Origin of the sequence: Vibrio sp. S11_S32 (genome assembly GCF_014694465.1) — a bacterium.
Lineage (GTDB): Bacteria > Pseudomonadota > Gammaproteobacteria > Enterobacterales > Vibrionaceae > Vibrio > Vibrio algicola.
In genome coordinates this window covers 62,490-87,692 of the sequence record NZ_JAAUWS010000001.1, presented here as the reverse complement: position 1 = coordinate 87,692, position 25,203 = coordinate 62,490, and the positions used below count along the sequence as shown (strand labels likewise).

22 protein-coding genes are annotated in these 25,203 nt (G+C 43.6%); 13 read left to right on the top strand and 9 right to left on the bottom strand.

The window, feature by feature from the left end; all coding sequences use genetic code 11:
- Nucleotides 1-31 precede the first annotated feature (31 nt).
- From dnaX to recR, 3 genes are all read left to right on the top strand, one after another.
- Complete coding sequence (gene dnaX / locus HC723_RS00385) at nt 32-2,221, top strand: DNA polymerase III subunit gamma/tau (protein WP_190337852.1); 2,190 nt, start codon at nt 32-34, stop codon at nt 2,219-2,221.
- A gap of 116 nt (nt 2,222-2,337) precedes the next feature.
- Nucleotides 2,338-2,667, top strand: coding sequence for a YbaB/EbfC family nucleoid-associated protein (locus HC723_RS00380; protein WP_153446663.1), 330 nt, complete (start codon nt 2,338-2,340; stop codon nt 2,665-2,667).
- A 107-nt stretch (nt 2,668-2,774) separates the two neighbouring features.
- The gene (gene recR / locus HC723_RS00375; RefSeq protein ID WP_153446664.1) at nt 2,775-3,374 is read left to right on the top strand and encodes a recombination mediator RecR; all 600 of its coding nucleotides are present in this window, start codon (nt 2,775-2,777) and stop codon (nt 3,372-3,374) included.
- A gap of 33 nt (nt 3,375-3,407) precedes the next feature.
- Here recR and HC723_RS00370 read toward each other — a convergent pair whose 3' ends face one another.
- The gene (locus HC723_RS00370; protein WP_153446665.1) at nt 3,408-3,656 is read right to left on the bottom strand and encodes a YkgJ family cysteine cluster protein; all 249 of its coding nucleotides are present in this window, start codon (nt 3,654-3,656) and stop codon (nt 3,408-3,410) included.
- 163 nt (nt 3,657-3,819) lie between these two features.
- Between HC723_RS00370 and HC723_RS00365 the strand changes: the two genes are divergently transcribed.
- Entirely contained in the window at nt 3,820-4,260 is a 441-nt protein-coding gene (locus tag HC723_RS00365; protein WP_190337851.1) for a YcgN family cysteine cluster protein, read from the top strand.
- Between the two features lie 71 nt (nt 4,261-4,331).
- On the opposite strand, the gene HC723_RS00360 is transcribed toward HC723_RS00365, so the two are convergent.
- Nucleotides 4,332-5,321 (bottom strand): ChaN family lipoprotein, encoded by a 990-nt coding sequence (locus tag HC723_RS00360; protein ID WP_190337850.1) that lies wholly within the window; start codon nt 5,319-5,321, stop codon nt 4,332-4,334.
- 180 nt (nt 5,322-5,501) lie between these two features.
- On the opposite strand from HC723_RS00360, the gene HC723_RS00355 reads away from it, so the two are divergent.
- Complete coding sequence (locus HC723_RS00355) at nt 5,502-6,254, top strand: endonuclease (protein WP_190337849.1); 753 nt, start codon at nt 5,502-5,504, stop codon at nt 6,252-6,254.
- Nucleotides 6,255-6,281: 27 nt separating this feature from the next.
- On the opposite strand, the gene rlmA is transcribed toward HC723_RS00355, so the two are convergent.
- The 3 genes from rlmA to gap all read right to left on the bottom strand — a co-directional run bounded on the left by rlmA (nt 6,282) and on the right by gap (nt 9,372).
- Nucleotides 6,282-7,112 carry a 23S rRNA (guanine(745)-N(1))-methyltransferase gene (gene rlmA / locus HC723_RS00350; protein ID WP_190337848.1) on the bottom strand — a complete coding sequence of 277 codons (831 nt, stop codon included), beginning with the start codon at nt 7,110-7,112 and terminating at the stop codon, nt 6,282-6,284.
- A 218-nt stretch (nt 7,113-7,330) separates the two neighbouring features.
- Nucleotides 7,331-8,215, bottom strand: a complete 885-nt coding sequence (locus tag HC723_RS00345) for a D-hexose-6-phosphate mutarotase (RefSeq protein ID WP_190337847.1) — start codon at nt 8,213-8,215, stop codon at nt 7,331-7,333.
- 161 nt (nt 8,216-8,376) lie between these two features.
- Nucleotides 8,377-9,372 carry a type I glyceraldehyde-3-phosphate dehydrogenase gene (gap, locus tag HC723_RS00340; RefSeq protein WP_153446692.1) on the bottom strand — a complete coding sequence of 332 codons (996 nt, stop codon included), beginning with the start codon at nt 9,370-9,372 and terminating at the stop codon, nt 8,377-8,379.
- Between the two features lie 404 nt (nt 9,373-9,776).
- Between gap and msrB the strand changes: the two genes are divergently transcribed.
- Both msrB and HC723_RS00330 read left to right on the top strand, forming a co-directional pair.
- Nucleotides 9,777-10,166, top strand: coding sequence for a peptide-methionine (R)-S-oxide reductase MsrB (msrB, locus tag HC723_RS00335; RefSeq protein ID WP_153446694.1), 390 nt, complete (start codon nt 9,777-9,779; stop codon nt 10,164-10,166).
- A gap of 2 nt (nt 10,167-10,168) precedes the next feature.
- Nucleotides 10,169-10,447, top strand: coding sequence for a YeaC family protein (locus HC723_RS00330; protein WP_153446695.1), 279 nt, complete (start codon nt 10,169-10,171; stop codon nt 10,445-10,447).
- Nucleotides 10,448-10,547: 100 nt separating this feature from the next.
- Here HC723_RS00330 and ansA read toward each other — a convergent pair whose 3' ends face one another.
- From ansA to murQ, 3 genes are all read right to left on the bottom strand, one after another.
- On the bottom strand, nt 10,548-11,561 hold the full coding sequence (gene ansA, locus HC723_RS00325; protein WP_153446697.1) for an asparaginase: 1,014 nt from the start codon (nt 11,559-11,561) through the stop codon (nt 10,548-10,550).
- A 267-nt stretch (nt 11,562-11,828) separates the two neighbouring features.
- Nucleotides 11,829-13,295, bottom strand: coding sequence for a PTS N-acetylmuramic acid transporter subunit IIBC (murP, locus tag HC723_RS00320; protein WP_190337846.1), 1,467 nt, complete (start codon nt 13,293-13,295; stop codon nt 11,829-11,831).
- A gap of 132 nt (nt 13,296-13,427) precedes the next feature.
- Nucleotides 13,428-14,333, bottom strand: a complete 906-nt coding sequence (gene murQ, locus HC723_RS00315) for an N-acetylmuramic acid 6-phosphate etherase (RefSeq protein ID WP_153446700.1) — start codon at nt 14,331-14,333, stop codon at nt 13,428-13,430.
- 235 nt (nt 14,334-14,568) lie between these two features.
- Between murQ and HC723_RS00310 the strand changes: the two genes are divergently transcribed.
- A complete protein-coding gene (locus tag HC723_RS00310; protein WP_153446702.1) occupies nt 14,569-15,426 on the top strand; it encodes a MurR/RpiR family transcriptional regulator in 858 nt (285 codons plus the stop codon).
- A gap of 104 nt (nt 15,427-15,530) precedes the next feature.
- On the opposite strand, the gene sppA is transcribed toward HC723_RS00310, so the two are convergent.
- Nucleotides 15,531-17,393: a signal peptide peptidase SppA gene (gene sppA, locus HC723_RS00305; protein WP_153446703.1), complete on the bottom strand. Its 1,863-nt coding sequence runs from the start codon at nt 17,391-17,393 to the stop codon at nt 15,531-15,533.
- A gap of 304 nt (nt 17,394-17,697) precedes the next feature.
- On the opposite strand from sppA, the gene HC723_RS00300 reads away from it, so the two are divergent.
- From HC723_RS00300 to HC723_RS00280, 5 genes are all read left to right on the top strand, one after another.
- A complete protein-coding gene (locus HC723_RS00300) occupies nt 17,698-19,701 on the top strand; it encodes an NADPH-dependent 2,4-dienoyl-CoA reductase (RefSeq protein ID WP_190337845.1) in 2,004 nt (667 codons plus the stop codon).
- 149 nt (nt 19,702-19,850) lie between these two features.
- Entirely contained in the window at nt 19,851-20,399 is a 549-nt protein-coding gene (locus HC723_RS00295) for an NAD(P)H nitroreductase (protein WP_190337844.1), read from the top strand.
- A gap of 106 nt (nt 20,400-20,505) precedes the next feature.
- Nucleotides 20,506-22,479 (top strand): DNA topoisomerase III, encoded by a 1,974-nt coding sequence (locus tag HC723_RS00290; RefSeq protein WP_342365620.1) that lies wholly within the window; start codon nt 20,506-20,508, stop codon nt 22,477-22,479.
- A 125-nt stretch (nt 22,480-22,604) separates the two neighbouring features.
- Nucleotides 22,605-23,600 carry a glycosyl transferase family protein gene (locus tag HC723_RS00285; protein WP_190337972.1) on the top strand — a complete coding sequence of 332 codons (996 nt, stop codon included), beginning with the start codon at nt 22,605-22,607 and terminating at the stop codon, nt 23,598-23,600.
- Nucleotides 23,601-23,741: 141 nt separating this feature from the next.
- The gene (locus HC723_RS00280) at nt 23,742-25,181 is read left to right on the top strand and encodes an MDR family MFS transporter (RefSeq protein ID WP_225874304.1); all 1,440 of its coding nucleotides are present in this window, start codon (nt 23,742-23,744) and stop codon (nt 25,179-25,181) included.
- Nucleotides 25,182-25,203: the final 22 nt, after the last annotated feature.

Here is a 25,203-nt window from a genome sequence, read left to right as displayed (position 1 = left end):
AATAAGCAATGGTTAACAATCGGAATTATTAATGAGTTATCTCGCATTAGCACGTAAATGGCGTCCAGCTAAATTTAATCAAGTAGTGGGGCAAGATCATGTCGTGACCGCACTAGAAAACGCCTTGAAGCAAAATCGTCTGCATCACGCTTATTTATTTAGCGGTACTCGAGGGGTGGGTAAAACCTCTATTGGACGTTTATTTGCCAAAGGACTCAATTGCGAAACCGGTATTACCGACAATCCTTGCGGCGTATGCGACAGTTGTGCTGAGATCGATCAAGGTCGTCATGTCGATTTACTAGAAATTGATGCAGCGTCACGTACCAAAGTGGAAGATACGCGTGAACTGCTGGATAACGTGCAATATAAACCGGCGCGTGGTCGCTTCAAAGTATACTTAATTGATGAAGTACACATGTTGTCGCGCCACAGTTTTAATGCATTACTCAAAACGCTAGAAGAGCCACCTGAATATGTGAAGTTCTTGCTGGCGACGACAGATCCTCAAAAATTACCCGTCACGATTTTATCGCGCTGCCTACAGTTCCATCTAAAACCTATCAGTTCAGATCAAATTCATCAGCAACTTGATTATGTGTTAGGGGAAGAAAGCATCACTTCAGAGCCGCGTGCATTAGGGCTTATCTCCCATGCAGCCGATGGCAGTATGCGTGATGCGTTAAGTTTATCGGATCAAGCGATTGCTTTAGGTAATGGCCATATTGGCACTCAAACTGTGGTCAATATGCTCGGCACGCTCGATACCGAACAAGCGGTGTATTTACTGGAAGCAATCAGCAGCAAGCAACCGCAAGTGGCAATGGATTGTTTAGAACAACTGGCCGCTAACGGGATCGCTTGGGACGGGTTACTGAAAGAGCTCAGTACTCAACTTCATCGTGTTGCCATGTATCAAGCTTTGCCTGCAACCTTGAATAAAGAGCAGCCAGACGCTGAGCGTATTATTTTACTGAGCCAATCGTTAAACCCACAAGATGTACAACTGTATTATCAGATGACATTGAAAGGGCGTGGTGATTTACCTCTAGCACCATCAGAAAAAATGGCTGCAGAAATGCTAGTGTTGCGAATGTTGGCATTTCGACCTGCTCAGGCAATAAACGCCAACCCAATTGCACTACCACAAACTCAAACTATGAGTGTGCCGGTAGTAGAAAGCGCGCCAGCGTCTCGACCAGCAGCAATTTCTCGACCAGCACCAATGTCGACGACAACGGCTAAGGCACCATCCTCGCCAGCGCAAAATCAATACCCACAACATCAGCAGCAGATGCCATCTCAGCCGGTGCAGAATCAGCATCAGATGCCTCAACAGCAAGCAGCCGATCGCCAAGTAGCGAATGTGCCACCTCAAAACGTGCAACAACCGCCTGTTTCAGCGCCAGTCACGCCACCTAAGTCGACTCAACCACCTCAAGCGGTTAAGCCGACAGAACCTGTGGAAAATAAACCAGCTTCATTAACGGGCTTGCGACATCAATTGCGCAGTCAGCGTGATAAACCCGCTGCGAGTGAATCTGGAGAAACTGGGGTAAAAAAGACTAAAGCGACACCTGCTAATACTGCATCATCTTCGGTACTTGAACGCATTGCCAGTAAACATACGGCAGCAGCGGTTCAAGCCGTGCAGGGGTCGCCAAATGGAGCATCTGGCGTCACAGGACCTGAGCAAAGTGATAGTAATGAACCGTATCAATGGAAGTCCACTCAACCTAAAGTGGTGGATAGCGCGGCCACTAGCGAGCTAACACCGACTCAAATTAAGCAAGCGCTTGAGCATGAAAAAACGCCAGAGATGGTGAAAAAGCTATTAAATGAAGCGATTGAAAAAGATGAGTGGACGGCAGCAATCCAAAGTTTCTCGACCGCAAAACTGGTCGAACAACTGGCGTTAAATTCAACATTCAGTAAACAAGATAACCTGATCACTTTGCACTTGCGTGAGCAGCAAACCCATTTAATTAATGAGCGAGCCCAGCAAGAATTAACCGCGGCGTTATCGCAACATTTCCAGCAGTCTTGTGAATTAAAAATAGTGATTGGCAGTGAAGGTACGACACCATTAGAGCTGCGCGAGAATCTTTACCAAGAAAAATTGCAGCAGGCATTTGTTAGCTTGCAAGATGATCCGAATGTGCAGTTTTTACAAAAGCGTTTTGCCGCACAATTAGACACCAGCAGTGTTAGGCCGATATAACTCTGACTGATGGTAGAAATGATCACTAGCATAAAGTTATTAGATTAGGGTTGAAAGAGAGATCAGTTGACCCAATTGTAAATATATAAACCGTAATTAATGAATGAGAGAACACTATGTTTGGTAAAGGCGGAATGGGCAACATGATGAAGCAAGCTCAGCAAATGCAAGAGCGTATGCAAAAGCTTCAAGAAGAAATCGCAGCGATGGAAATCACTGGTGAATCGGGTGCAGGTTTAGTTAAAATCACCATCACCGGCAGCCACAGTGTTCGTCGTGTCGACATCGACCCAAGCCTAATGGAAGATGACAAAGAAATGTTAGAAGATTTGGTTGCTGCAGCTTTCAATGATGCAGCACGTCGAGTTGAAGAAACTCAAAAAGAAAAAATGGCAGGCGTGACTGGCGGTATGCAATTACCACCAGGTATGAAAATGCCTTTCTAAGGCCATTTATACTTGGATATATTATCCATTTGATATAAAGAGCAAAGCCAGCCGAGCTTTGCTTTTTTTGATTTTTGCTAGCAATAAATTCAATGAGAGAGTCAGCAATGCGCACAAGTAGTATGTTGGAACAGTTAATGGAAGCACTTCGTTGTTTACCTGGAGTCGGTCCTAAATCTGCCCAACGCATGGCTTTCCATTTGTTGCAGCGTAATCGTAAAGGCGGCTTGCAATTAGCCGAAGCCTTGTCGCAAGCGATGACGGAGATTGGTCATTGTGATCAATGCCGAACCTTTACCGAACAAGATACTTGTCATATTTGCACCAATCCTAAACGCCAAGCCAATGGTCAAATGTGTGTGGTCGAAACCCCAGCCGATATCGCCGCCATTGAAGCAACTGGACAATTTTCAGGCCGCTACTTTGTGTTGATGGGGCATTTGTCGCCACTCGATGGCATCGGGCCTAGCGATATCGGATTAGATTTGTTGGATTATCGTCTGGCTCAAGGGGATGTGGAAGAAGTGATTTTAGCCACTAACCCAACAGTAGAAGGTGAAGCGACGGCGCATTATATCGCTCAACTGTGCAAAGCGCATAGCGTAGGAGCCAGTCGAATAGCTCACGGCGTACCAATGGGGGGCGAATTAGAATTGGTGGATGGCACCACGTTATCGCACTCATTGTTAGGGCGATTAAAGTTATAAAGTTATAAAGTTATAAAAGCAATATTTACGCTATCAAGTCAGCTGCTCTAATTCAGTGATAATTTGAATGGCTTGTTGTGAGTCTGTGCCGCAAATATCGCGATCGGCTTTAAAACGATGACACACCGCAGGCCGTTCAGGCTTGCCAAAGAGCTTACATAAATTGTCATCGTTTAATTGAATGCAGCGTACTCCTGCCGGTTTGCCATTGGGCATACCAGGAATAGCGGATGAAATACTGGGTGCAATACAGCACGCACCACAACCTAAACGACAATCCATAACTCTTCTTACTCGCAAATAAAACCGGCGCAGATAGTAGCAAAAGGCGCTCTATTCGCCTAGCCTAACTTGATATTTAGCCGAAATAAGCGTATAAAACGCAGCCTCAAGATGATTAAATATTAGCGTCTAAATTACTCTCTTTAGCTTACAGGCACACAGCATGACAATCCCATTTTGGCAAAGCAAAACCCTACAACAGATGACAGAGCAAGAGTGGGAGTCATTATGTGATGGCTGTGGTAAATGCTGCTTGCATAAGTTAATGGATGAAGACAGTGATGAAGTGTATTACACCAATGTCGCGTGCAGTTGGCTTAACAGTAAAACCTGCAGTTGCAAAGATTACCCTAATCGTTTTGAATCGGGTGAAGAGTGTCTAAAATTAACTCGCGATAAAATTGATGAATTTAACTGGTTGCCAGAAACCTGTTCATATCGCCTATTAGCAGAAAACAAACCACTGCCTGAATGGCACCCGTTGATCACCGGTTCAAAGTCTGCCATGCATGCTGCTGGTGAAAGTGTGCGTAATAAAGTGGTGTATGAAATTGATGTGGTCGATTGGGAGGAGCACATTTTGAATCATCCAAATCGCAAGTAATTGATTTTAAATTGTAATAATCAGCATTATGCCGCTCAACTTATGATAAGAGAGCGGCATTTTTTATAGAGTTAATTCACACCATCGCAATCAAGTTCTTGGCTACGTTTGCCTAGTGTTTTGTAAGCCGCTAGCCGGTTCTCTTTTTTAATAAATCGAGTTGGCGGGGCAAGGACGTGCAGTTGAAAGTCGGGCGAGTCTTTAAGAATAGATTCAGTTGGCGTAATAATCAAAATGTTCAAATCTGGGTTTAAGCGTAACATGGCCGCCGCCGTTCCCAGCCCATCTTCGGTATGAAACATGCCGGCAATATGTATGATGTGTTTACTTGGATGTTGCGACAAATAATTGACCATAGATTCCGCCATGGTGGCATCCCAAGTTGCTTGCGCTGCATATTGAGTTTCATTTTGCTGTGCGCTGCCGTAGTGCATAGAATCCATAAATTTTTGTTTGTATGGGCTGTCTTCGGTATTGATCACTTTTGCTACCCAAGCGCGTGATTGCTCGGGTTGCTTATCTAAATAGCTTAATCCTTGTTTAGCGATACATTGCACCATAGTTTTTGGCGCATTAGCCGCGATAACATCAATATGATTGGTTTTGGCCAGTTCGACTAAAGGCCGATAATCACTTTCATAATTGGGCCAAGCTTTCCCTTTTTGTATCAGCGTTTGTTCGCCTATTTCACCCTCTAAATACTCATTAACGACCGCTTGTTTATCTCGGCTAAATTGCTCCATCGAAAGAGCAACAGCGCGAGGTTGTTGAATAAGTGCTTGCAGTAGCTGGGTTTGAAAAAGATGGATCCCTGCGTGGGTATGCCATTCTCCCACCAAGATCACATCGGCGGTTTGCGCTTGCAGAGCCATTTTCTCAACACTCAGCGCTTGTCCTGTTTTGGAGTACAACTGAAAGTCATAGAAGGTGTTAACTTTGGCAGCGGAAGCAAGGGGAGCTGGGGTACTCAATGGCACAGGAGAAGACGTTGAACACCCGACAAGCAGAATGAAGCTGACTAGCCCGAATAAAATGTTGAAGGGTTTTGTGGTTATTATCATGATGCTTCCTTGCTGCGGATAGACTGAGCGAATCAATGTCGAAGCATACCGGATATTTAAAATAATCACAACGAATGATAATTATTATCAATTGATATATTTGTATTTATAGGTATTACTAAAGTATGGGAAAGTCTTTACAATAGCAGTCAATAAGACGTAACGAGGTTTAGATGTATCATGGGATTATTGCCCGTAGTCAGTCGTTTGTTCGGGGTGATAGCCTTAACGCTTCCCACTTTGAGCTATGCTACTCCCAATATTAGTATCGATTCTTTTTCCAAAGCCAAGCGCTTGCTAATGAGCGAAGTGTATAACCAAGATCCCGCACGTCATACGGTGTATTGCCATATTCCGTTTAATGCCAAAAAGCAAACCCAATTGCCAACCGGCTTTGATCACAGTTTGTATACCAAACGATCACAACGTATTGAGTTTGAACACATTGTTCCCGCTGAAAACTTTGGCAGCAGTTTTAAACAGTGGCGTGAGGGTGATGAAAAATGTGTTTCGAGCAAAGGTAAAGCGTATAAAGGACGTAAGTGCGCCACCAAAGCGAGTGAGGCTTTTCGCTTAATGCAAGCGGATGGTTATAACTTGTATGCGGCGGTTGGGTCAGTCAATGCTTATCGTTCTAACTATAATTTCCAAATGCTTTCTGGCACTCAAAGTGATTTCGGCTCGTGCGATTTCCATGTCGATAATCGTAAAGCGCAGCCACCAGTATTTGCCCGTGGTTTAATTGCGCGAACCTATTTGTATTTTGATGAGACTTACTCAAGTTTTAATATTAGTCGCCAGCAACGCCAACTGTTTACCGCTTGGGATAAGCAATATCCTGTGACTCAATTTGAATGTGGTAAAGCTAAAATTGTCGAAAAATATCAACATAATAGCAATCCTATCTTAGCTGATCGCTGCCGCAGCCTCTAACAGGTATCGCGTGTCTAAGTCTGATTTTTAGCGTGTCAGTTTTTTATAAACTCGCAGCATAAAATCCGCCTCGCAATCAAATTGTGTGGCGGTTTTTAATTGCTGGCGTAGCTCTGCGCTGGCTTTCCATGCGAAAGGCGTCATCTGCAATAAGTCATCGGCTTGTTCGCCACTAAGTTGCATCTCATAGCTCAATTTTGATTGTTCAATCAATTCAAAACCGGCCATCTCTTCTACCGTTTCATCATGCAAATGCACTTGACTATAAACCTGTTCACGCAGTTGATATAAGTGGCGCGCGGCTGGCGTAACGGTGATCATCACTCCTTGTTCGGTTAATACTCGTTCTAGTTCCTGGGCTTGGCAAGGGGCATAAATACGCACCACGGCATCAAGACTGTGGTTAGCAAATGGCAAGCGATGACTTGAGGCAACACAATATTGCATGTGTTGAGTGGTATAACGCTTGGCCGCATAACGAATGGCGACTTTGGAAATATCCAGCCCATAAGTGACCGCATTGATGGATTGTGACGCCAGTTTTTCGGACAAATAAGCAGTGTAATAGCCCTCGCCACAGCCAATATCTAACACTTGATGTTGGCTGTTCTTGGTGTGTTTTAAGCACAGGTTTGTGACCGATTCACGCATGGGATGATACTGATCTGAGGCTAAAAATCGACGACGAGCTTGCATCATATCGACATTATCACCCGGCTGCTTAGAGCGTTTATGTTGCACCGGCATCAAATTAACATAACCTTCTTTGGCACTATCGAACTGGTGATTATTTTCACATTGAAATCCGCCAATACGAGCAATAAGAGTATGATGGCAAAGTGGGCATTGGTAAGACATGGTAATTGGTTTCGTCGTTTTGAGTGAGAGTTTGGATGAAGGGTATTTTAGTCGATCTTGTCGCTTTATAAAGCAATATTTATCATAGCCGCGAGTGATGAAGATGTTTGGCTGCAGGAGCTGAAAAAGCCAGCACCCGCAGGCCGTGTTTTGGTTTTGCAGCTGTGATTTAGCGCTTGTTCAGCACTCATTCTGCCGTAACTCGGACTCAGTGTTCTTTAGGCTTTGATGCCAATTTCCGTGCTTAGAGTATGGCTTTCACCGGGTTGCAACGTTTTACCTTGTTCTAGGCTTGGCGCATGTAATGTTGACTCGACACACACCATTGTTTGGTAGCCATCATCATCCATATCGCCCATATTGATTGCCAGTTCCCACGGATTCCAAATAACCGCCGCATTATCACCTTGGTTTTTAACCGTAATAGTACGCTGATGTTTAGGGTCGGTGATGTCGATACACTCTTGAGGCTGAGTGTAGACGCGATCTACGCCGGCTTTAAAGTTTAATGCATTGCCACCAAGACAAGCTTTGCCACTTTGTAAGCTGTCTAAGTAATTATCACCCATGCCAGTAATAGCGGTGTCATTAATATCGGCAATATTGAAATAGCTGTGCAGCGCGCCAGAGAAAGTCCATGCATTGCTATCGGTATTGGTGACGGTAAGAGACACTTTTAAGCATTCAGACACTTCCATATTAAGCACCGCATCAAATTGATGAGGCCAAATATCAAGTGTAGTGTCATTTGGACGCAAACCAAGACTCACTATAACGCCTTGTTCATTTTCTCTATGCTCAATCAGCTGCCATTCACTTGAACGAGCAAACCCATGCGCTGGAGCCGCAATGCGACCGAACCAAGGCCAACAGACTGGAATACCGCCACGCAAAGCAGTATTGCCATCAAAAATAGCCCGCTCGCTCATCCAAATAACATCTTGTTGATCGATAGGTTTAAATGACACCACATGACCACCGAAAAGAGAAATACCCGCTTCGGCTTTGTCATGTTTAACTCGGACGATTTTGATTCCGTCTTTTTGTACGATAGTGACACAATCAGATAATACGCTGATGATAGGGAGACCGTTAAGATTCATGCAAAGGTTCCTCGTTATATCTCAATAGGTTTCTTTATACAAAGAGAACGAATATCGAGCATTCATGATTTTTAGGTATAAAAAAAGGCGACACAATGGCCGCCTCAATCGTTACTTAACAAGAGTTGTTATTCAGTTAAGAGCTAAACACTGCTTTCTAATTACTTAGAGATGTGAGTGATTAGGTCAAGAACTTTGTTTGAGTAACCGATTTCGTTGTCGTACCAAGATACAACTTTAACGAATTTGTCGTTAAGTGCGATACCAGCTTTAGCATCAAATACTGAAGTTTGAGTTTCACCGATGAAATCTTGAGAAACAACTGCATCTTCAGTGTAACCAAGAACACCTTTAAGAGAACCTTCAGATGCTGCTTTCATAGCTGCACAGATAGCTTCGTAAGATGCACCGTTTTTAAGGTTAACAGTTAAGTCAACAACAGAAACGTTAGCAGTTGGTACGCGGAAAGCCATACCAGTTAGTTTGCCGTTTACTTCAGGAAGTACAACGCCTACTGCTTTAGCTGCACCAGTTGAAGATGGGATGATATTTTGAGAAGCACCACGGCCACCGCGCCAGTCTTTCGCAGAAGGACCATCTACAGTTTTTTGAGTTGCTGTAGTTGCGTGAACTGTTGTCATAAGACCAGATTCGATACCGAACTCGTCGTTAAGAACTTTAGCGATTGGCGCTAGGCAGTTAGTAGTACAAGATGCGTTAGAAACGATATCTTGACCAGCGTAAGTTGCGTGGTTAACACCCATAACGAACATTGGAGTTGCGTCTTTAGATGGACCAGTTAATACAACTTTCTTAGCACCAGCTGTGATGTGTTTACGAGCAGTTTCGTCAGTTAGGAAAAGACCAGTTGCTTCAGCTACAACGTCAACGTTGATAGCATCCCACTTAAGATCTTCAGGGTTACGCTCAGCAGTTACACGAACAGTTTTGCCGTTTACTACTAGGTTACCGTCTTTAACTTCAACAGTGCCGTTGAAACGACCGTGAGTTGAGTCATACTTAAGCATGTATGCCATGTACTCAACATCGATAAGGTCATTGATGCCTACAACTTCGATGTTGTCACGCTCAACAGATGCACGGAAAACGAAACGTCCAATACGGCCAAAACCGTTAATACCAACTTTGATAGTCATTAGTAGTTGCTCCACAACTTAATTTAAGATTAAAGATAACTGGTTGTAAAAATACAGAATCCAGTTCTTTCCTGCAAGGAATAATCGGTCTTTACTTGTTTAAAGTCAAAAAAAAGAGTTACTTTCTTTCGCTTTTAACATTAAGTGACCAAATTACATCCATTAATTCTTACTAAAGTTCAAGGCTTTATGATAAGCCTATAGCTATTTTTGTTGCTGGTGCTGATTATACCCTAATGTGATTCAAGTCACCATCTAAGGTATGGTGAAAAGTATGTGCCACATTGTTGTGATAACGCAAGTATTTGTTTAAATGATTCAATGGTAGACTCGGTTTATTGATGTTTTATGGATAACAATCGCTTGGTGAAAAATAAGCGAGAAATGAGTTTGTAAGGATAAGTATGAAAAAGACAACCCAGCAGTGGCAACAAGAATTGAATGATGAGCAATTTCGGGTGTGCCGAGAAGGCGGGACTGAAGCGCCATATTCCGGCACTCTATTGCATAATAAAGATACGGGCATTTATCAGTGTACTTGTTGTCAGGCCGATTTGTTTCGCTCTGAGGATAAATTTGATTCAGGTTGTGGTTGGCCAAGTTTTGATGCCGCGATTAATAAAGACGCGGTGAAATACTTAAAAGACAGCAGCCATGGTATGCATCGAATTGAAGTGCGTTGTGCCCATTGTGACAGTCATTTAGGACATGTATTTCAAGATGGTCCGCAAGACACGACCGGTCAGCGTTACTGTGTGAATTCAGTGTCTTTACGTTTTAATCAAGAGGATTGAGTATGGATGTCGAGCAATTATTAGCGGCTATGACGCCGGAAGTGTATGAGCGATTAAATTATGCCATTGAAACCGGTCGCTGGTTAGATGGGTCACCGATTTCTCAACAACAACGTGATTCTTGCATGCAAGCGGTGATGCTCTATCAATCTAAAAACAACCATGATCCGCAACACATGAGTGTCGGTGCGGGTGGTGAAGTGGCGTTTAAATCGAAATCAGAATTGAAAAAGCAATTTGCCGAAGGGCAAGACGATATTATTCGCGTAGCGGCTGAGTGAGTTGTCAACAATGCGATCCAATAAAAGAAGATAAAGCGTTAGAGTGATACTCGGCTTTATCTTCTTTTTATGGCTGAGAAATGTCATTAATTCGCGCTGGTTATAAGCTCATTTCGCCGCGCAAAACTTGTTTCATCTGGGTTTTAATTTCATCATAGGTTAAATTTTTGCTCAACAGGTAGTGCAATTTAGCTAACGCCGCTTCATGGGTCATATCATAACCACTGATCACGCCCGCTTCTGCTAACGAAACTCCGGTCGCATAACCATCCATATTCACTTTGCCAGCCAAACATTGAGTTAGGTTAACCACAATCACGCCTCGCTCTGACGCGTCTTTTAAATGGGCGAGCATGTCTTTATTTTGTGGCGCATTGCCAACACCGAAAGTCAGCAAGATCATTGCATTGACAGGTTGGAGTAGGGTGTTGCGGATCACTTCATGTGAAATGCCAGGGTACATAGTGATCACGCCGATCGGTTGTGGCGTAATGGTATGCACTTTAAATTCGCCCTGCGGTTTTTTGTCGATTAATTCAGGGTTACTGACTTGAATACTGATCCCCGCCTCAAGTAGCACCGGTAAATTAGGCGAACTAAAAGCGCTAAACCCATCGGCGCGAGACTTGGTACTGCGATTACCACGCATCAATTGGTTATTAAAAAATAACGTTACCTCATTGATAGGGTAGTTGGCGGCAATGTGCAGCGCATTTAAAAGATTGGCTTGACCGTCTGATCGCAGTTCCGACAATGGGATTTGTGAACCAGTCACAATCACCGGCTTGCCTAAATTTTCAAACATAAATGATAACGCAGCCGCGGTATACGCCATGGTATCAGTGCCATGTAAAATCACAAAGCCATCATATTGGTCGTAATTGGCTTGAATATCATCAGCGATATGTTGCCAATCATTGGGCGTCATATCCGATGAATCCATTAAGGGCGCATATTCATGTACGGTAAATAATGGCATTTCTTCACGATGGAACTCTGGCATTGCTTGCAGTTGCGCAGTCATAAAACCATCGGCAGGAATGTAGCCGTGTGGAGAGCGTTTCATGCCAATAGTGCCGCCAGTGTAGGCAACATAAATATGTTTTCTTGTCATAGTCAAAACTCGTGTTATCGCAAAAAACTAAGCGATATAGGATGGATAGGAACAGGCGGTCAGTATATAACATCAAGGTACAGTTTAAAAAAGAAACCCCCTAAAACTATGAAGTTGTAGGGGGCGGCTATACAAGCAAATTAGGGGGGACTCTTTAATAGCAACAAGAAACAACTAATCCTTTATTATTATCTTCTCGCTAATTAAGAGTTATGTCGGATTATCCGATCTGTTTTTATAGGTTCCGTTGTCATTTATATTAACGATTTAGCTTAAATCCACATTTTTAGTGCCGAAGAAGTAGGTCACTACAAAACCGACACCGTAACTGATTAATAAGCCTGCGCCATAAACCATCATGGCAGGGAAGATCCCACTGTTTGAGGTCATCAGAGGCAGTGACACAATACCGGATGGACCAAAGACGGTGTTTAAACCTACTGGTAAACCTAGGTAAGAGACTAAGCCGATAAAGAAACCACCGGCTGCGCCACCAATACATGCTGTCACAAATGGTTTAACACGAGGCAAGGTCACACCATAAATTAATGGTTCGCCAATGCCTAAGATGCCAGGGATTATTGAGCCTTTAATTTGCACTCGCAGTAGTGAATCTTTGTGAGCTTTGACATACAACGCTGCCGCCGCGCCAACTTGACCACCGCCGGCCATGGCAAGGATTGGGAATAGTGAGTTAAATCCTTGGGTTTCCATTAATGCAAAATAAACGGGCACAAAACCTTGGTGAATACCAAACATCACCGAGATTAAAAATACACCAGCCAAAATAGCAGAACCAATCGGGTTACCATTTAGGTGTAGAAATAACCATGACATGCCTTGGAATAAGTAACCCCCTAGCGGCATGATCACAACAAAGGTCACCGCCCCCATAAACAGGAGAGTTAGGCTAGAAGTCAAGATCATATCGAGATCATCTGGCATGTACTTACGAATAAAACGCTCCACTTTTGCGCCAACAATCGCGGCAATTAGTACCCCAATAATATTACCGCGTGGATCAATCGTATGACCAAAGAAGTCGCTCATGCCCGAGTAAATACCAGAGGTAGCATCTGGGTTATAGCCTAATACAAACAGTGAGGCGATAATTGCGCCATTAACACCGGAACCTCCAAAGGCTTTTTGGGCGTTATAACCGATTAAAATGCTTAAGAAGCTAAATAGACCTTTACCAAAGACTTTAAAATAATTAACCAGATCAACCAAAATAAGGTTAGGGTGAGCTTGTCCGGTAATATAAATTTGTTCCAAAACGGTGGCGACACCCAGTAACATACCCGCGGCAATAAAACCTGGGATCAAAGGGGTGAAAATGGTGGCAAATTTACTTAAAAACTGTTGAATGCTACTGGTTTGTTTGGCTTTCATCTGCTTTTTTTGATCGGAAGCAATGTCTTTTAAATCTGAATTGTCGCCTTGTGATTGCAGACTAGCTTGATCTGGATTATCGCTAACTTGAGATAAACATTGGTTCATCATTTCCGCTGCGGTTTGCGCTTTACCTGGGCCTAAAATGATTTGTAATTGCTCATCACTTTCAACCACTCCCATAACGCCGGTAATGCGCTTTAGTTGGTCGGCTTGAACCAAATCATTATTATTTAATGTTAAGCGTAAGCGAGTCATACAATTACCCGCCAGAGCAATGTTTGCCTTCCCCCCGACCAATTCAATAATCGAATCAATCATTGGTTGTGTAATTTTAGCCATGTGTCACCCTCTAAATTTTGCTGCGATATCGAACAGAAACGCTTTTGATTTTTATTATAAGAATTTCATTTTATTGAAATACGCCCAGTTCGATCGTTAAGTGTCTGCATTTATTATTGTTGTGCGTTTGATTTATGCTTTGACCTGAACCGCGTGACGCGTAAACCCATTCGATTGATCCAACAAATCTGTCGCTTGTTGTGCATCCGATTGAGTTAAAATCATCACAATTGCGGTTTTACAATGACCATTACATTGTGCCAAGGCAGCTTCTGCTGTGGCACGGTCACATTCTGTCGCCGCAATCACGATGTTTTTTTGACGCTCAACCAGTTTGGCATTAGTGGCTTCAACATCGACCATCAAGTTGCCATACACTTTACCGGTTTTGATCATTGCGCCAGTGGTAAGCATGTTAAGCACTAATTTTTGCGCTGTACCGGCCTTCATGCGAGAAGAACCGGTTACGATTTCAGCCCCTACAATTGGGGTGATTGCAATGTCAGAGGCTTGGGTCATCGCGCTAACAGGGTTACAGCTGAGCGAAATTACCGCGCCAGATTGGCTACGGGCATAGTCCATGGCACCCAGAACATACGGAGTGCGTCCGCTAGCTGCGATCCCAACTAATACGTCGGTTGAATTGAAATTAATTTCTTTAAGATCTTGCGCGCCTAACTCACGGTTATCTTCGGCATTTTCGACCGCTTTTAAAATTGCGGTTTTACCACCAGCAATTAAACCAATCACTTGAGAAGGATCGGAACCATAAGTAGGAGGGCATTCGCTCGCATCTAAAATGCCTAAGCGACCAGAGGTTCCAGCGCCAATATAAATAAGACGACCACCTTGGCGAAACGCTGTCGCGATCAGATCAACTGATTGTGCAATTTGAGGCAATGTTTTTTCAACCGCTAAAGCAACCTGCTTATCTTCATTGTTAATAACCGCCAGCATCTCTACTGTATTGAGCGCATCAATATTAGCACTGGCGGGGTTACGACTTTCAGTAACAAGTTGGGTTAGGTCGATCTTCATAATTTTTCTCGTTAGTTAGCTACTGGGTAGTGAGTGGGGAATAGAATATAGAATAAATTATTCCTTGCAGTGCGCCAGATCACAGAATCAATTATTCCAATTAAGGAATTATTGGAATATAATTGCATCACTTTGGTTCTTTCTAATAAAAAATTATGAGTGATACTCGGCATTTGATCTCAATAAATAACAAATAAATCATATAGTTAATGCCGTATAGATTAGAGATTGTATTATGTCGCTGCTTACACAACTACGTTACAATTTAGCGCAATTTTCTACCAATGAACAAAAGATTGCCCACCATCTTTTGTCCGATCCCTTTAGTGTTCTATCGTTATCGTCTCAAAAACTCGCCAATCAGTGCGAAGTGAGTCAATCGAGTATCGTAAAATTCACCCAAAAGTTAGGCTGTCGGGGCTTTACTGAGTTTAAAGTGAAAATGAGTGAAGAAATTGGCCGCGAGCATGCGATTGTTCAAGGTAATACTACGCTGCATAACCTCATTTCAGTCAAAGATAGCTTGCAAGAGGTGGCGCAAAAAATAGCCGAAGAAAAATCTGCTGCGATCTTACAAACCACCAATAATATTAATACCGATGAATTTAAACAAGTGGTGCAGTGGCTTGATATAGCAGGAAAAGTGCAAATTGCGGGTATTGGTGGCTCGGCTCTGGTTGCTAAAGATCTTAGCTACAAGTTGATGAAAATTGGCATTCCAACGCTGAATGAATTTGATAGTCATGTGCAAATCACCATTGCCAATACCCTGCAGCCAAAAGATGTGTTTTTAGCCTTTTCATATTCCGGCCAACGTAAAGATATTTTATTTGCGGCAGAAACCGCTAAGAAAAGAGGGGCTTATGTGGTGGCAATCACTTCGTTGGCGCACAGTCTATTACGTGATATGGCTGATTGTGTGTTAACCACGTTAGCGGAAGAAGGGGATATGCGAAGTTCTTCAATTTCTTCTCGTACTGCTCAACACACGATTGCCGATTTACTGTTTCTATCACTAGTTCAACAACGTGATGTACAAGCGGCGATTCAAATTCGTGATATGAAAGGGGCGGTAGACGACCTTTCGCGTTAAGTGCTTAATTGTTCAAATCGATTCAATAAAAAGGACGCCTAAATTGGCGTCCTTTTATGTTGATTGCTTTTTCATATTTGATAACCGACCGACTTAACCTTTTACTATTGAGCTTGGCAGTTTAAACAGAAAGTATAAAAGCCTTGCGGATCGTTTAAGTTATTCAATAAATCGCTGCTGGCGCTGATCTGTTTCGCTGCAGGTAGTAACGCCGTTGGGATCATAGCTTCAACTTTGCTGCTGATCGAAACGTCGGTCGATTTTAAAATATCTTGGATGATCTGCTGAGTTTGGCTTAATGGTTTTTCAACCCAATCGAGTTGGTAGTCTTTCACTTTCGCTAACTCCGCCGCCGCTTTAATGGCGTCATCAAAGTCACCCATTTGATCGACTAGTCCGCGTTTTAATGCATCTTGTCCGGTCCAGACTCGACCTTGAGCAATCTTATCTACAGCTTGCGTTTTCATATCACGGTTTTGACCCACTAATGAAATAAAGCGATGATACCCATGCTCGATCCCCATTTGCATCGCTTGTGAAGCGCCGTCCGATAATCCGTTAGTCAAGCCTGCGCCAGAGAAAGGACTGGTGCCAATGCCGTCGGTATGGACGCCAATTTTATTTAAGCCTTTTTCAAAGGTGGTGATCACGCCAAAAATACCAATTGAACCGGTTAAGGTGGTAGGTTGAGCAATGATTTTATCGGCGCTCATCGAAATCCAATAACCGCCAGAGGCCGCAAGGCTGGACATGGAAACCACCACAGGTTTACCGGCATTTTTCAGAGCATCGACTTCATTGCGGATCAGTTCAGAAGCAAAAGCACTGCCACCTGGGCTATCGACGCGTAAAATTACTGCTTTCACATTTTTATCTAAACGGGCTTGCGCCAATAGAGCCGCGGTGGAATCGCCACCAACACTGCCTTGTGGTTGATCACCATCTAAAATAGCGCCACTGGCAACGATAACCGCAATTTTATTTTGGCTGGTACTGATAGGTTTTTTCACTTTAGCTAGGTATTTATAATAACTAATGCTGTTATAACCATGATCGTCATTACTGCCAAATGTGTCGCGTAAATAATTACTGGCTTGTTGGCGTGTGGTGAGTTTATCCACTAAACCCAGTTTTAAAGACAGTTGAGCAAAATCGCCCTTGGCTGCTTTTAATTGTGCCAGAAAACTGTCCATATTTGGGTTGAGAGTTTTGCCGTCAATTTTACGGTTATGCGCCACATCATCAACATACGCGCCCCACAGTTGGGTTAGCCATGCCGTTGCCGATTCTTTAGCGGCCGGAGACATATCATTACGCATAAAAGGTTCTACCGCAGATTTATAAGTACCAACGCGGAAAATATGGGTAGTGATGTCCAGTTTATCGAGTAAGTCTTTGTAGTAAAGCGAGTAAGCGCTGTAGCCTTTTAGTAGCACGGCGCCGTCAGGAGAGAGCATGATTTTATTGGCATAACTGGCAAGGTAATATTGGCTTTGATTATAAAAATCGCCATAGGCATAAACCGGTTTGCCACTTTTCTTAAACTCTTCAATCGCTTTGGCAATGTATCTGAGTTTGGTTAAGTTGGTTTCTGGCATTTGTTTAAGGTTTAACACTAAGCCTAGAATGGCGTCATCTTTGGCCGCATAGCGAATGGTATTCACCAGATCAAATAACACGGTTTCTTTCGGTGCGTCTTTATCTAATAGACTGCCGGAGATTGAATCGAAAGAGTTAATAGAACTGCGCTGTTCTACAATAGGGCCAGAAAGGTTTAACACCAACGCTTCTTTTTTATGGTTATCTTGCTTTGCGGTAGCGGTATCGTCTTGCTGAGAGGTAAAAGCAAAATACAACCCAACGATCACCGCGATAAAAAGAAGGTTGAGTAGGGCGGTACGCAAAAAAGAAATAAACTTCCAAATGCCTTTAAAAATAGCGCCAATATAGCAAAACAGTTTTTTCATGTTTCTATCCAGTTAAACTTCAAAGTGATGAAAAGAATTCCTTTCTTACCTAGCATTACTGCTTTTAGGGCATAGGAATGAGTCTCTTGTCTTAAAAATGCCTATCTACAAAAGCTTACTATAATTTTCATCAATATGCGCAGTCGATTTTTCTTTATAACCTGATTAATAAAGCGATTGGGAGGTTATTTTTAAAGGTAACTTGCGCTAGGTTGCAAAAATGTAAACACTTGTTTGTTTTTTGTGTTGCCATAGATAGACTGGTCAGACCAAATAAAAATAAAAAAGAATGACAGGTGAGAATATGTACCCACATTTGCTAGCGCCACTGGATCTTGGATTTACTCAACTTCGCAATCGAGTACTTATGGGATCGATGCATACCGGCTTAGAAGAACAACGTGGCGAGCTAACCAAATTGGCCGCGTTTTATGAAGCGCGTGCCAAAGGTGGGGTGGGCTTAATTGTCACAGGGGGCTTTGCACCAAACTTTCGCGGTCGTTTGCATCCATTTAGCTCGCAATTTAGTACCGCTTCTCATGCTCAAAAGCACAAAGTGGTCACCGATGCGGTACATAAACATGGTGGTAAAATCGCGCTGCAAATTTTGCATGCTGGTCGCTATGCCATGCACCCTCTTTCACAAAGTGCCAGTGCCACTCGAGCGCCGATCGCTAAATTCACCCCATTTAAAATGTGTGAACGCCAAATTAAAGGCACGATTAAAGATTTTGCTAATAGCGCACATTTAGCCCAATCTGCCGGTTATGACGGTGTGGAGGTTATGGGTTCGGAAGGGTATCTGATCAATCAATTTATTTGCCAACGCACCAATACTCGCAATGATAAGTGGGGCGGCAGTTATCAAAATCGCATTCGCTTACCATTAGAAATCGTCAAAGCTATCCGCAAAAAAGTGGGCCAAGAGTTTATTATTATTTTCCGCTTATCCATGCTCGATTTAGTGGAACAAGGCAGCACATTTGATGAAGTGATCGAATTGGCAAAAGGGTTAGAACAAGCCGGCGTGAGCTTAATTAATACTGGCATTGGCTGGCATGAAGCGCGTATTCCAACCATCGCGACCCAAGTGCCGCGTGGTGCATTTAGTTGGGTGACTGAAAAAGTAAAACCTCATCTTTCCATTCCGGTGATCACTTGTAATCGCATCAATACCCCAGAAGTGGCGGAAGATATTTTATCACAAGGCCATGCCGATATGGTGTCAATGGCGCGTCCTTTATTGGCCGATGCGGATTTTGTGAATAAAGCCGCCAGCCAACAATCCAAACTGATTAATACCTGTATTGGTTGTAATCAAGCCTGTTTAGATAATGTGTTTAAAGGCAAACAAGCCTCATGTTTGGTCAATCCCCAAGCGTGTAATGAAACCGAAATGGTGATAAGCAACGCCGTCACTAAAAAACGAGTGGCGGTGATTGGCGCAGGGCCGGCGGGATTAGCCTGTGCAACCATTGCGGCGCAGCGTGGTCATCAAGTGGATTTAATTGAAAAAAGTGATCGTATTGGCGGTCAATTTAGGTTGGCGATGCAGATCCCGGGTAAAGAAGAATTTAGAGAAACCATTCGTTATTTTGCCAATCGAATTGAGCAAACTGGGGTGAATTTGATGCTTGATACTGAAGCCACCTTTGATGTTATTAAAGATTACGATCAGGTGGTGATGGCATCGGGTGTTACGCCAAGAAAATTACAGTTAGAGGGTATCGATACGCCAGAGAAGGTGGTTGATTACCAAACATTGATCCGCGATAAAACCCCATTAGGACAAAATGTGGCGATTATTGGCGCGGGTGGCATTGGGGTTGATGTCGCCAGTATGATCACCGAACCTGATACTCATACGCTGGCCGATTGGCTGGAAGACTGGGGGATCGATCAAACGATGTCGGGTGAAGGCGGCTTGCAACCGATCGGCGAAAGCGTGGCAGACAAACAAGTGTGGTTATTTCAACGTCGAGCGGGTTCGGTTGGAAAAGGTCCGGGTAAAACCACTGGCTGGATCCATCGTGCCACTTTGCAAAAACGTGGCGTGAATTTATGTGGTGGTGTGAGCTATCAAAAAATTAGCGCAGATGGCCTACATATAAAGCGTGATAATAAAGAAGAATTAATCCAAGCCGATAATATTATTATTTGTGCCGGCCAAGAATCGGTTCGACCGTTTGAAGAGCAGTGGCAACAACTTGGCGATAAGCTGCATATTATTGGCGGCGCTGATGTGGCTGGCGAACTGGATGCGGTGAGAGCGATCAGGCAGGGAACAGAAGTAGCGATGAAGCTTTAAAGATCGCGTAGTGGTTTAAGCCGCTGCAAACGAGTCGATAAAATTGGAATGTGGGTCATAGCCAAATGGGTAATATTTGATTATGATTCTCATTCCTCTTTTGTATTGTCATATACTTAAGCCACAGCCGTAAAGTAGGGATACAGGTTATGCAAGCACTAGACTTATTACTCAACCGACGTTCTATCGCCAATTTAATTGAGCCAGCCCCTGAAGGGAAAGTGCTAGAAAATATCGTTAAAGCCGGATTAAGAGCGCCTGATCATGGTTGTTTAACCCCGTGGCGCTTTGTGATCGCTCAAGGGGAAGGCTTACGCAAACTGTCCGATATTTTAGTTGCCGCCGCGGTGGCTAAAAATAGTGAGCAAGCCGTGATTGAGAAAGTGAAAAAAACCCCATTTCGCGCCCCAATGGTCATAACCATTATCGCCAAAGTAACCGAGCATCCAAAAGTCCCCGCTTTTGAGCAATACTTATCGGCAGGCTGCGCGGCGCAAGCAATGCAAATGGCCGCAGTGGCGCAAGGATTCCAAGCTTTTTGGCGCTCAGGTGAGTGGATGTTTGATGATAACGTTAAGCAAGCTTTTGAGTTACAAGGCGACGATAAAATTGTGGGATTTTTATATTTAGGCACATCCGGTTGCAGCGCAATGAAAGTACCTGAGCGTGCATTGGCCGATTTTGTTGAGTATCTATAATCTTCTGTGTCTGAAACTTAAACCTGTATAAATAAACAGTTTTATCTTGATTTATAAGCGAGATATTCGATAATCTAACACTATTATTTCTTTTCGAGTTTTACTTGTGCGCTTATTTATTGCCGAAAAACCCAGTTTAGGTCGAGCGATTGCCGCCGGACTGCCGAAACCTCAAAAAAATGAGCAAGGTTATATTCGTTGTGGCAATGGTGATATTGTCACTTGGTGTATTGGACACCTTTTAGAACAAGTTGAGCCAGACGCTTACGATGATCGCTATAAAAAGTGGAACATCGCCGATCTACCGATCATTCCCGAGCAATGGAAATTACGTCCACGATCTGCTGCCAGTAAACAATTGTCGGTGATCCGCCAACTATTCAAACAAAAGCCAGAGCTTATCAACGCGGGCGATCCCGACCGTGAAGGCCAATTGCTGGTGGATGAAGTGATTGATTACCTCAAAGCGACCAAAGCGCAAAAACAAGCCACGCAACGTTTATTGATCAGCGATTTAAACTTGCCAGCGGTGAAACGCGCATTAACTCAAATGCGTTCCAATCAAAATTTTATTCCATTATCGGTGTCGGCTTTAGCTCGTTCACGCGCAGACTGGTTGTATGGCATGAATATGTCGCGCGCTTACACTTTATTGGGGCAAAAAGCCGGTTATCAAGGCGTGTTATCGGTAGGGCGTGTTCAAACGCCGGTACTGGGATTAGTGGTGCGCCGAGATGAAGAAATTGAAAACTTCATACCCAAAGATTATTTCACCCTCCATGCACTTATTCCTTATCAAGATGCACAACATCAATTTGATATTCGAGCCCGTTGGAAACCCAGTGAGGCGATAAAGCCTTGGCAAGATGAAGAAGGTCGAGTGTTGTCACGCAAGCTGGTTGAGAATGTGGCCAATCGCATTAAAGGCCAGCCAGCGAAAGTGGTGGATGCGGAACAAAAACAAACCAAACAAGCGCCGCCGTTGCCGTATTCATTGTCGGCGTTGCAAATTGATGCCGCGCGGCGTTTTCAAATGAGCGCGCAAGATGTCCTCAATATTTGCCAATCTTTATATGAAAAACATAAGCTTATTACTTATCCACGCTCCGATAGCCGTTACTTACCCAAAGAACATTTTGCTCAAGCTAGTAGCGTGTGTCAGGCAATATCTCATAATGCCAATGGATTAAGTTCTGCAGTGCAAGGCGCGGATCTTAATTTAAAATCCAAAGCGTGGAATGACAGCAAAGTTGATGCTCACCATGCGATCATTCCCACCCCTAAGCAATCTTCAAGTAGAGCGTTATCTGGTCAAGAAGAGAAAATTTATCAAATGATCGCACGTCAATATGTGATGCAGTTTTATCCATCGGCGGTCTATGCTGAATCAAAACTTGAGTTTGATATTGCCGGAGGCTGCTTTATCGCCAAAGGTCGAGTGTTGATAGTGGAAGGTTGGAAGGTATTGATGAGCGCCAGTAAATCACAAGATTCAGAGCAAAGCGATCCGGTGCCAGCGCTGCAAACAGGGCAACAATTAGTGTGCCGTGAAGGCGAGATAAAAGATCGAAAAACCGAGCCACCTCAACATTTTACTGAAGCCACCATCTTAAAAGCCATGACCGGAATTGCTCGCTTTGTTGCCGACAAAAATTTGAAGAAGATCCTGCGCGATACCGATGGACTCGGCACGGAAGCTACCCGAGCTGGCATTTTGGATACTTTATTTAAGCGCCAATTATTGCTAAGACAAGGAAAAAATATTTTAAGTAGCCCAGCGGGAAGAGGGTTAATCAATGCATTACCGATGGAATCGACTTATCCCGATATGACCGCTCATTGGGAGCACCAATTGCAAGCGATGGCCGAAAAACAGCAACCTTATGCCCCCTTTATGCACGCTTTAGAGCAGCAAATTGCCAATTTAATGCAACAGGTCAAAACCTCGGGGGTGCCTGAGTCATTACGTTCACTGCCGAAAGTGGACAAACCGGCCTTTAAACGTAAACGCTCGTTTGCTAAAAAATCCACGCCATCTAAAGCCTCAACAACCAAAGGGCGAAGTAAGAAAAGCGGTTAATTTACATTTTTAGCCATTAAGAGCGTTTTGATTATTATGATGACGTGAAGGGTTCAAAAGTTAGGTGTACATTTTGCATAGACCTTTTAAGATAAAATGATAAATCAAACAGATGGAATTTTATGATGAGCATTATTTTAGAGTGTATTCGCACGGTAGGGCGTGGTGAGCGTGGTCGTAAGCCGTTAAATGTCGAGCAAGCCTTTGCGGTGATGGATGCTTATTTGAGTGGTAAAGAATCGGGCGCACAAGATGCGATCGGTGATGATCAAATGGCGATGCTGATGATGCTGATCCGAGTGCAAAATGAAACCAATGCTGAAATTGCCGGCTTTGTGAAAGCGTTTCAATCGCGAGTGCCGAATCTTGGCGCGGATATTGATTGGCCTTGTTATGCCGGTAAACGGGTCAGTGATAATGGTAGCGATCAGCCTTGGCATGGATTGGCAGCAAAAATATTATCGACTCATGGTTATAAAGTATTGTTGCACGGCTATAAAGACGTGGCGAGTGGTCGGACGCATCTTGAAGATTGCCTAGGCTTGTTAGATATCCCTTTGGCAGACCATCCCCAACACGCCAAACAATTACTGGATGAGCAAAATATTGCCTATTTACCATTATCAAATTTTGCTCCGATAGCCCAAAGTATGATCGGTTGGAAAAACCGTTACGGACTTAGAACGCCAATTAATACGGTCGTGCGAGCGTTAAATCCAGGTGGCGCACGTTTAGGGGTACGCGGCAGTTTTCATCCAGGTTTTCAACAATTACACGCAGAAGTAGATCAAGAAATCGACAGAAAAAGTTTATCAGTTATCTCTTTTAAAGGGAAAAATGGTGAATCAGAATACAATCCGAAAGTGAGTCAAACGGTATGGTTAAGCTCTGAAAAAGGAGTTGAATCTTTTTATTGGCCCGAGCGATTGTTAACCTCTGTTACCTTACCGCAAACTGCATTGTTTAAAGCGGACCATGAAATGCAAGTGCAAATGGCAAATTGTGTTATTTCGAATATGGCAGCGGTTTTATTTGCTCAGCATAAGGATCAGGACATGGCTTATCAGCAAGCAATCGAATTTTGGCAACAGTACGCGTCACATGCGAGATCTCAGCAATAAATGACACATCACAGTAATAATGTAAATTATTGTAACTTTCCTGCTTTATTTGTCTGGTGATCGTTAAACTAAGGAGGCTTCTAAACCTCCTTTTTAGTTTCTTATTTTATAGTTGTGAATATGACCTCTCCAGCAGACCAAATGCCCGATCCGAACGCGTTCACCAAAGAACAAGTTTCGAAGAAAGATTTTATTGGTATTTTTACTATTGTCTTTTTACCTATGTTTCTTGCCGCCATTGACCAAACCTTATTGGCGGCAGCAACACCGGCTATCGCGCAAGATCTAGGTGGTATACAAACCGCAGCTTGGATCGCGATTGGTTATTTATTAGCCAATGCAGCTTCTGTTCCTATTTATGGTTGGCTTGGGGATCGTTACGGCCGTCGGAATGTGTTGATTTCTGCTTTGGTGGTATTCTCCATCGGGTCAGTTATTGCGGCATTGGCGAGCAGCATGACGGTCTTGATTATTGCTCGGGTGATCCAGGGGATTGGTGGTGGTGGTTTAATGAGTTTGTCTCAAGCCTTGATCGGAGAGCTTATTCCTCCAAGACAAAGGGCTCGTTTTCAAGGTTACTTTTCCTCTTTATTTACTCTAGCCAGTGTGTGCGGCCCGGTCGCGGGCGGTTTGGTCGTGCATTATTTTACTTGGCATTGGTTATTTTGGGCCAACCTGCCGATTGCCGCTTTCGCTATTTACCGTTTAATGAGCCTTAAAACAACGGAACTGCCGGTTAAATCACGCAGCATAGATGGCTGGGGGTTAATGATATTCCCAACCATTACCACGCTATTAATTTACTGGTTATCAGCTGGTGGGCGTGAGTTTTCGTGGAGCTCTATCACCAGTATTGAGTTATTAGTGGCGATTGCGGTACTAACCATTGCCTTTATTTTGCAACAAATTCGCACCACTGAGTCATTCTTGCCATTAGCCTTATTGGCAAAAAAAGAAATTTATGTGCCGCTTACTTCTTCTTTTTTGTTTGCCGCTTGCATGTTTGCGTTGATTTTCTTTCTACCGATTTATTTACAATTAGGCCTTGGAGCCAATGCAGCAATGGCGGGGCTATTATTACTGCCATTAACGTGCGGCAATATTATTGGCTCATATACCACAGGTAAAGTGATTGCCCATACCGGCGTGCCGAAATGGCTGCCGGTGATCGGCATGAGTATTACGACCTTTGGCTTTGTCATGTTAGGTGTGCTAGAACCCTCCTCATTTGTGACGGGCCTGTTTGGCTTTTTCTGCGGTTTAGGATTAGGTACTGTGATGCCATCCACTCAATTACTGATCCAAACAATTGGCGGTAAAGCCAACCTTGGGCGCATTACCGCAATGGCGGCATTATTTCGCTCACTAGGCGCGTCAATGGGAACGGCGTTATTTGGCACTTTAACCTATTCGTTGATCCCCGGTTTTACCAGTGACAGTACCATTGTCGATTTATTGACTGGCCCGAAAGATGTGATTATTTCGGCTTTCCAAACCGGATTTTTGGTGGCAGGTGCATTGGCATTTATTACGGTTTTAAATGCGGCCAGAGCGCCAAGAATTAGTCTGGATGACTATTAGTCATCATTATTGAGTGAGCTCG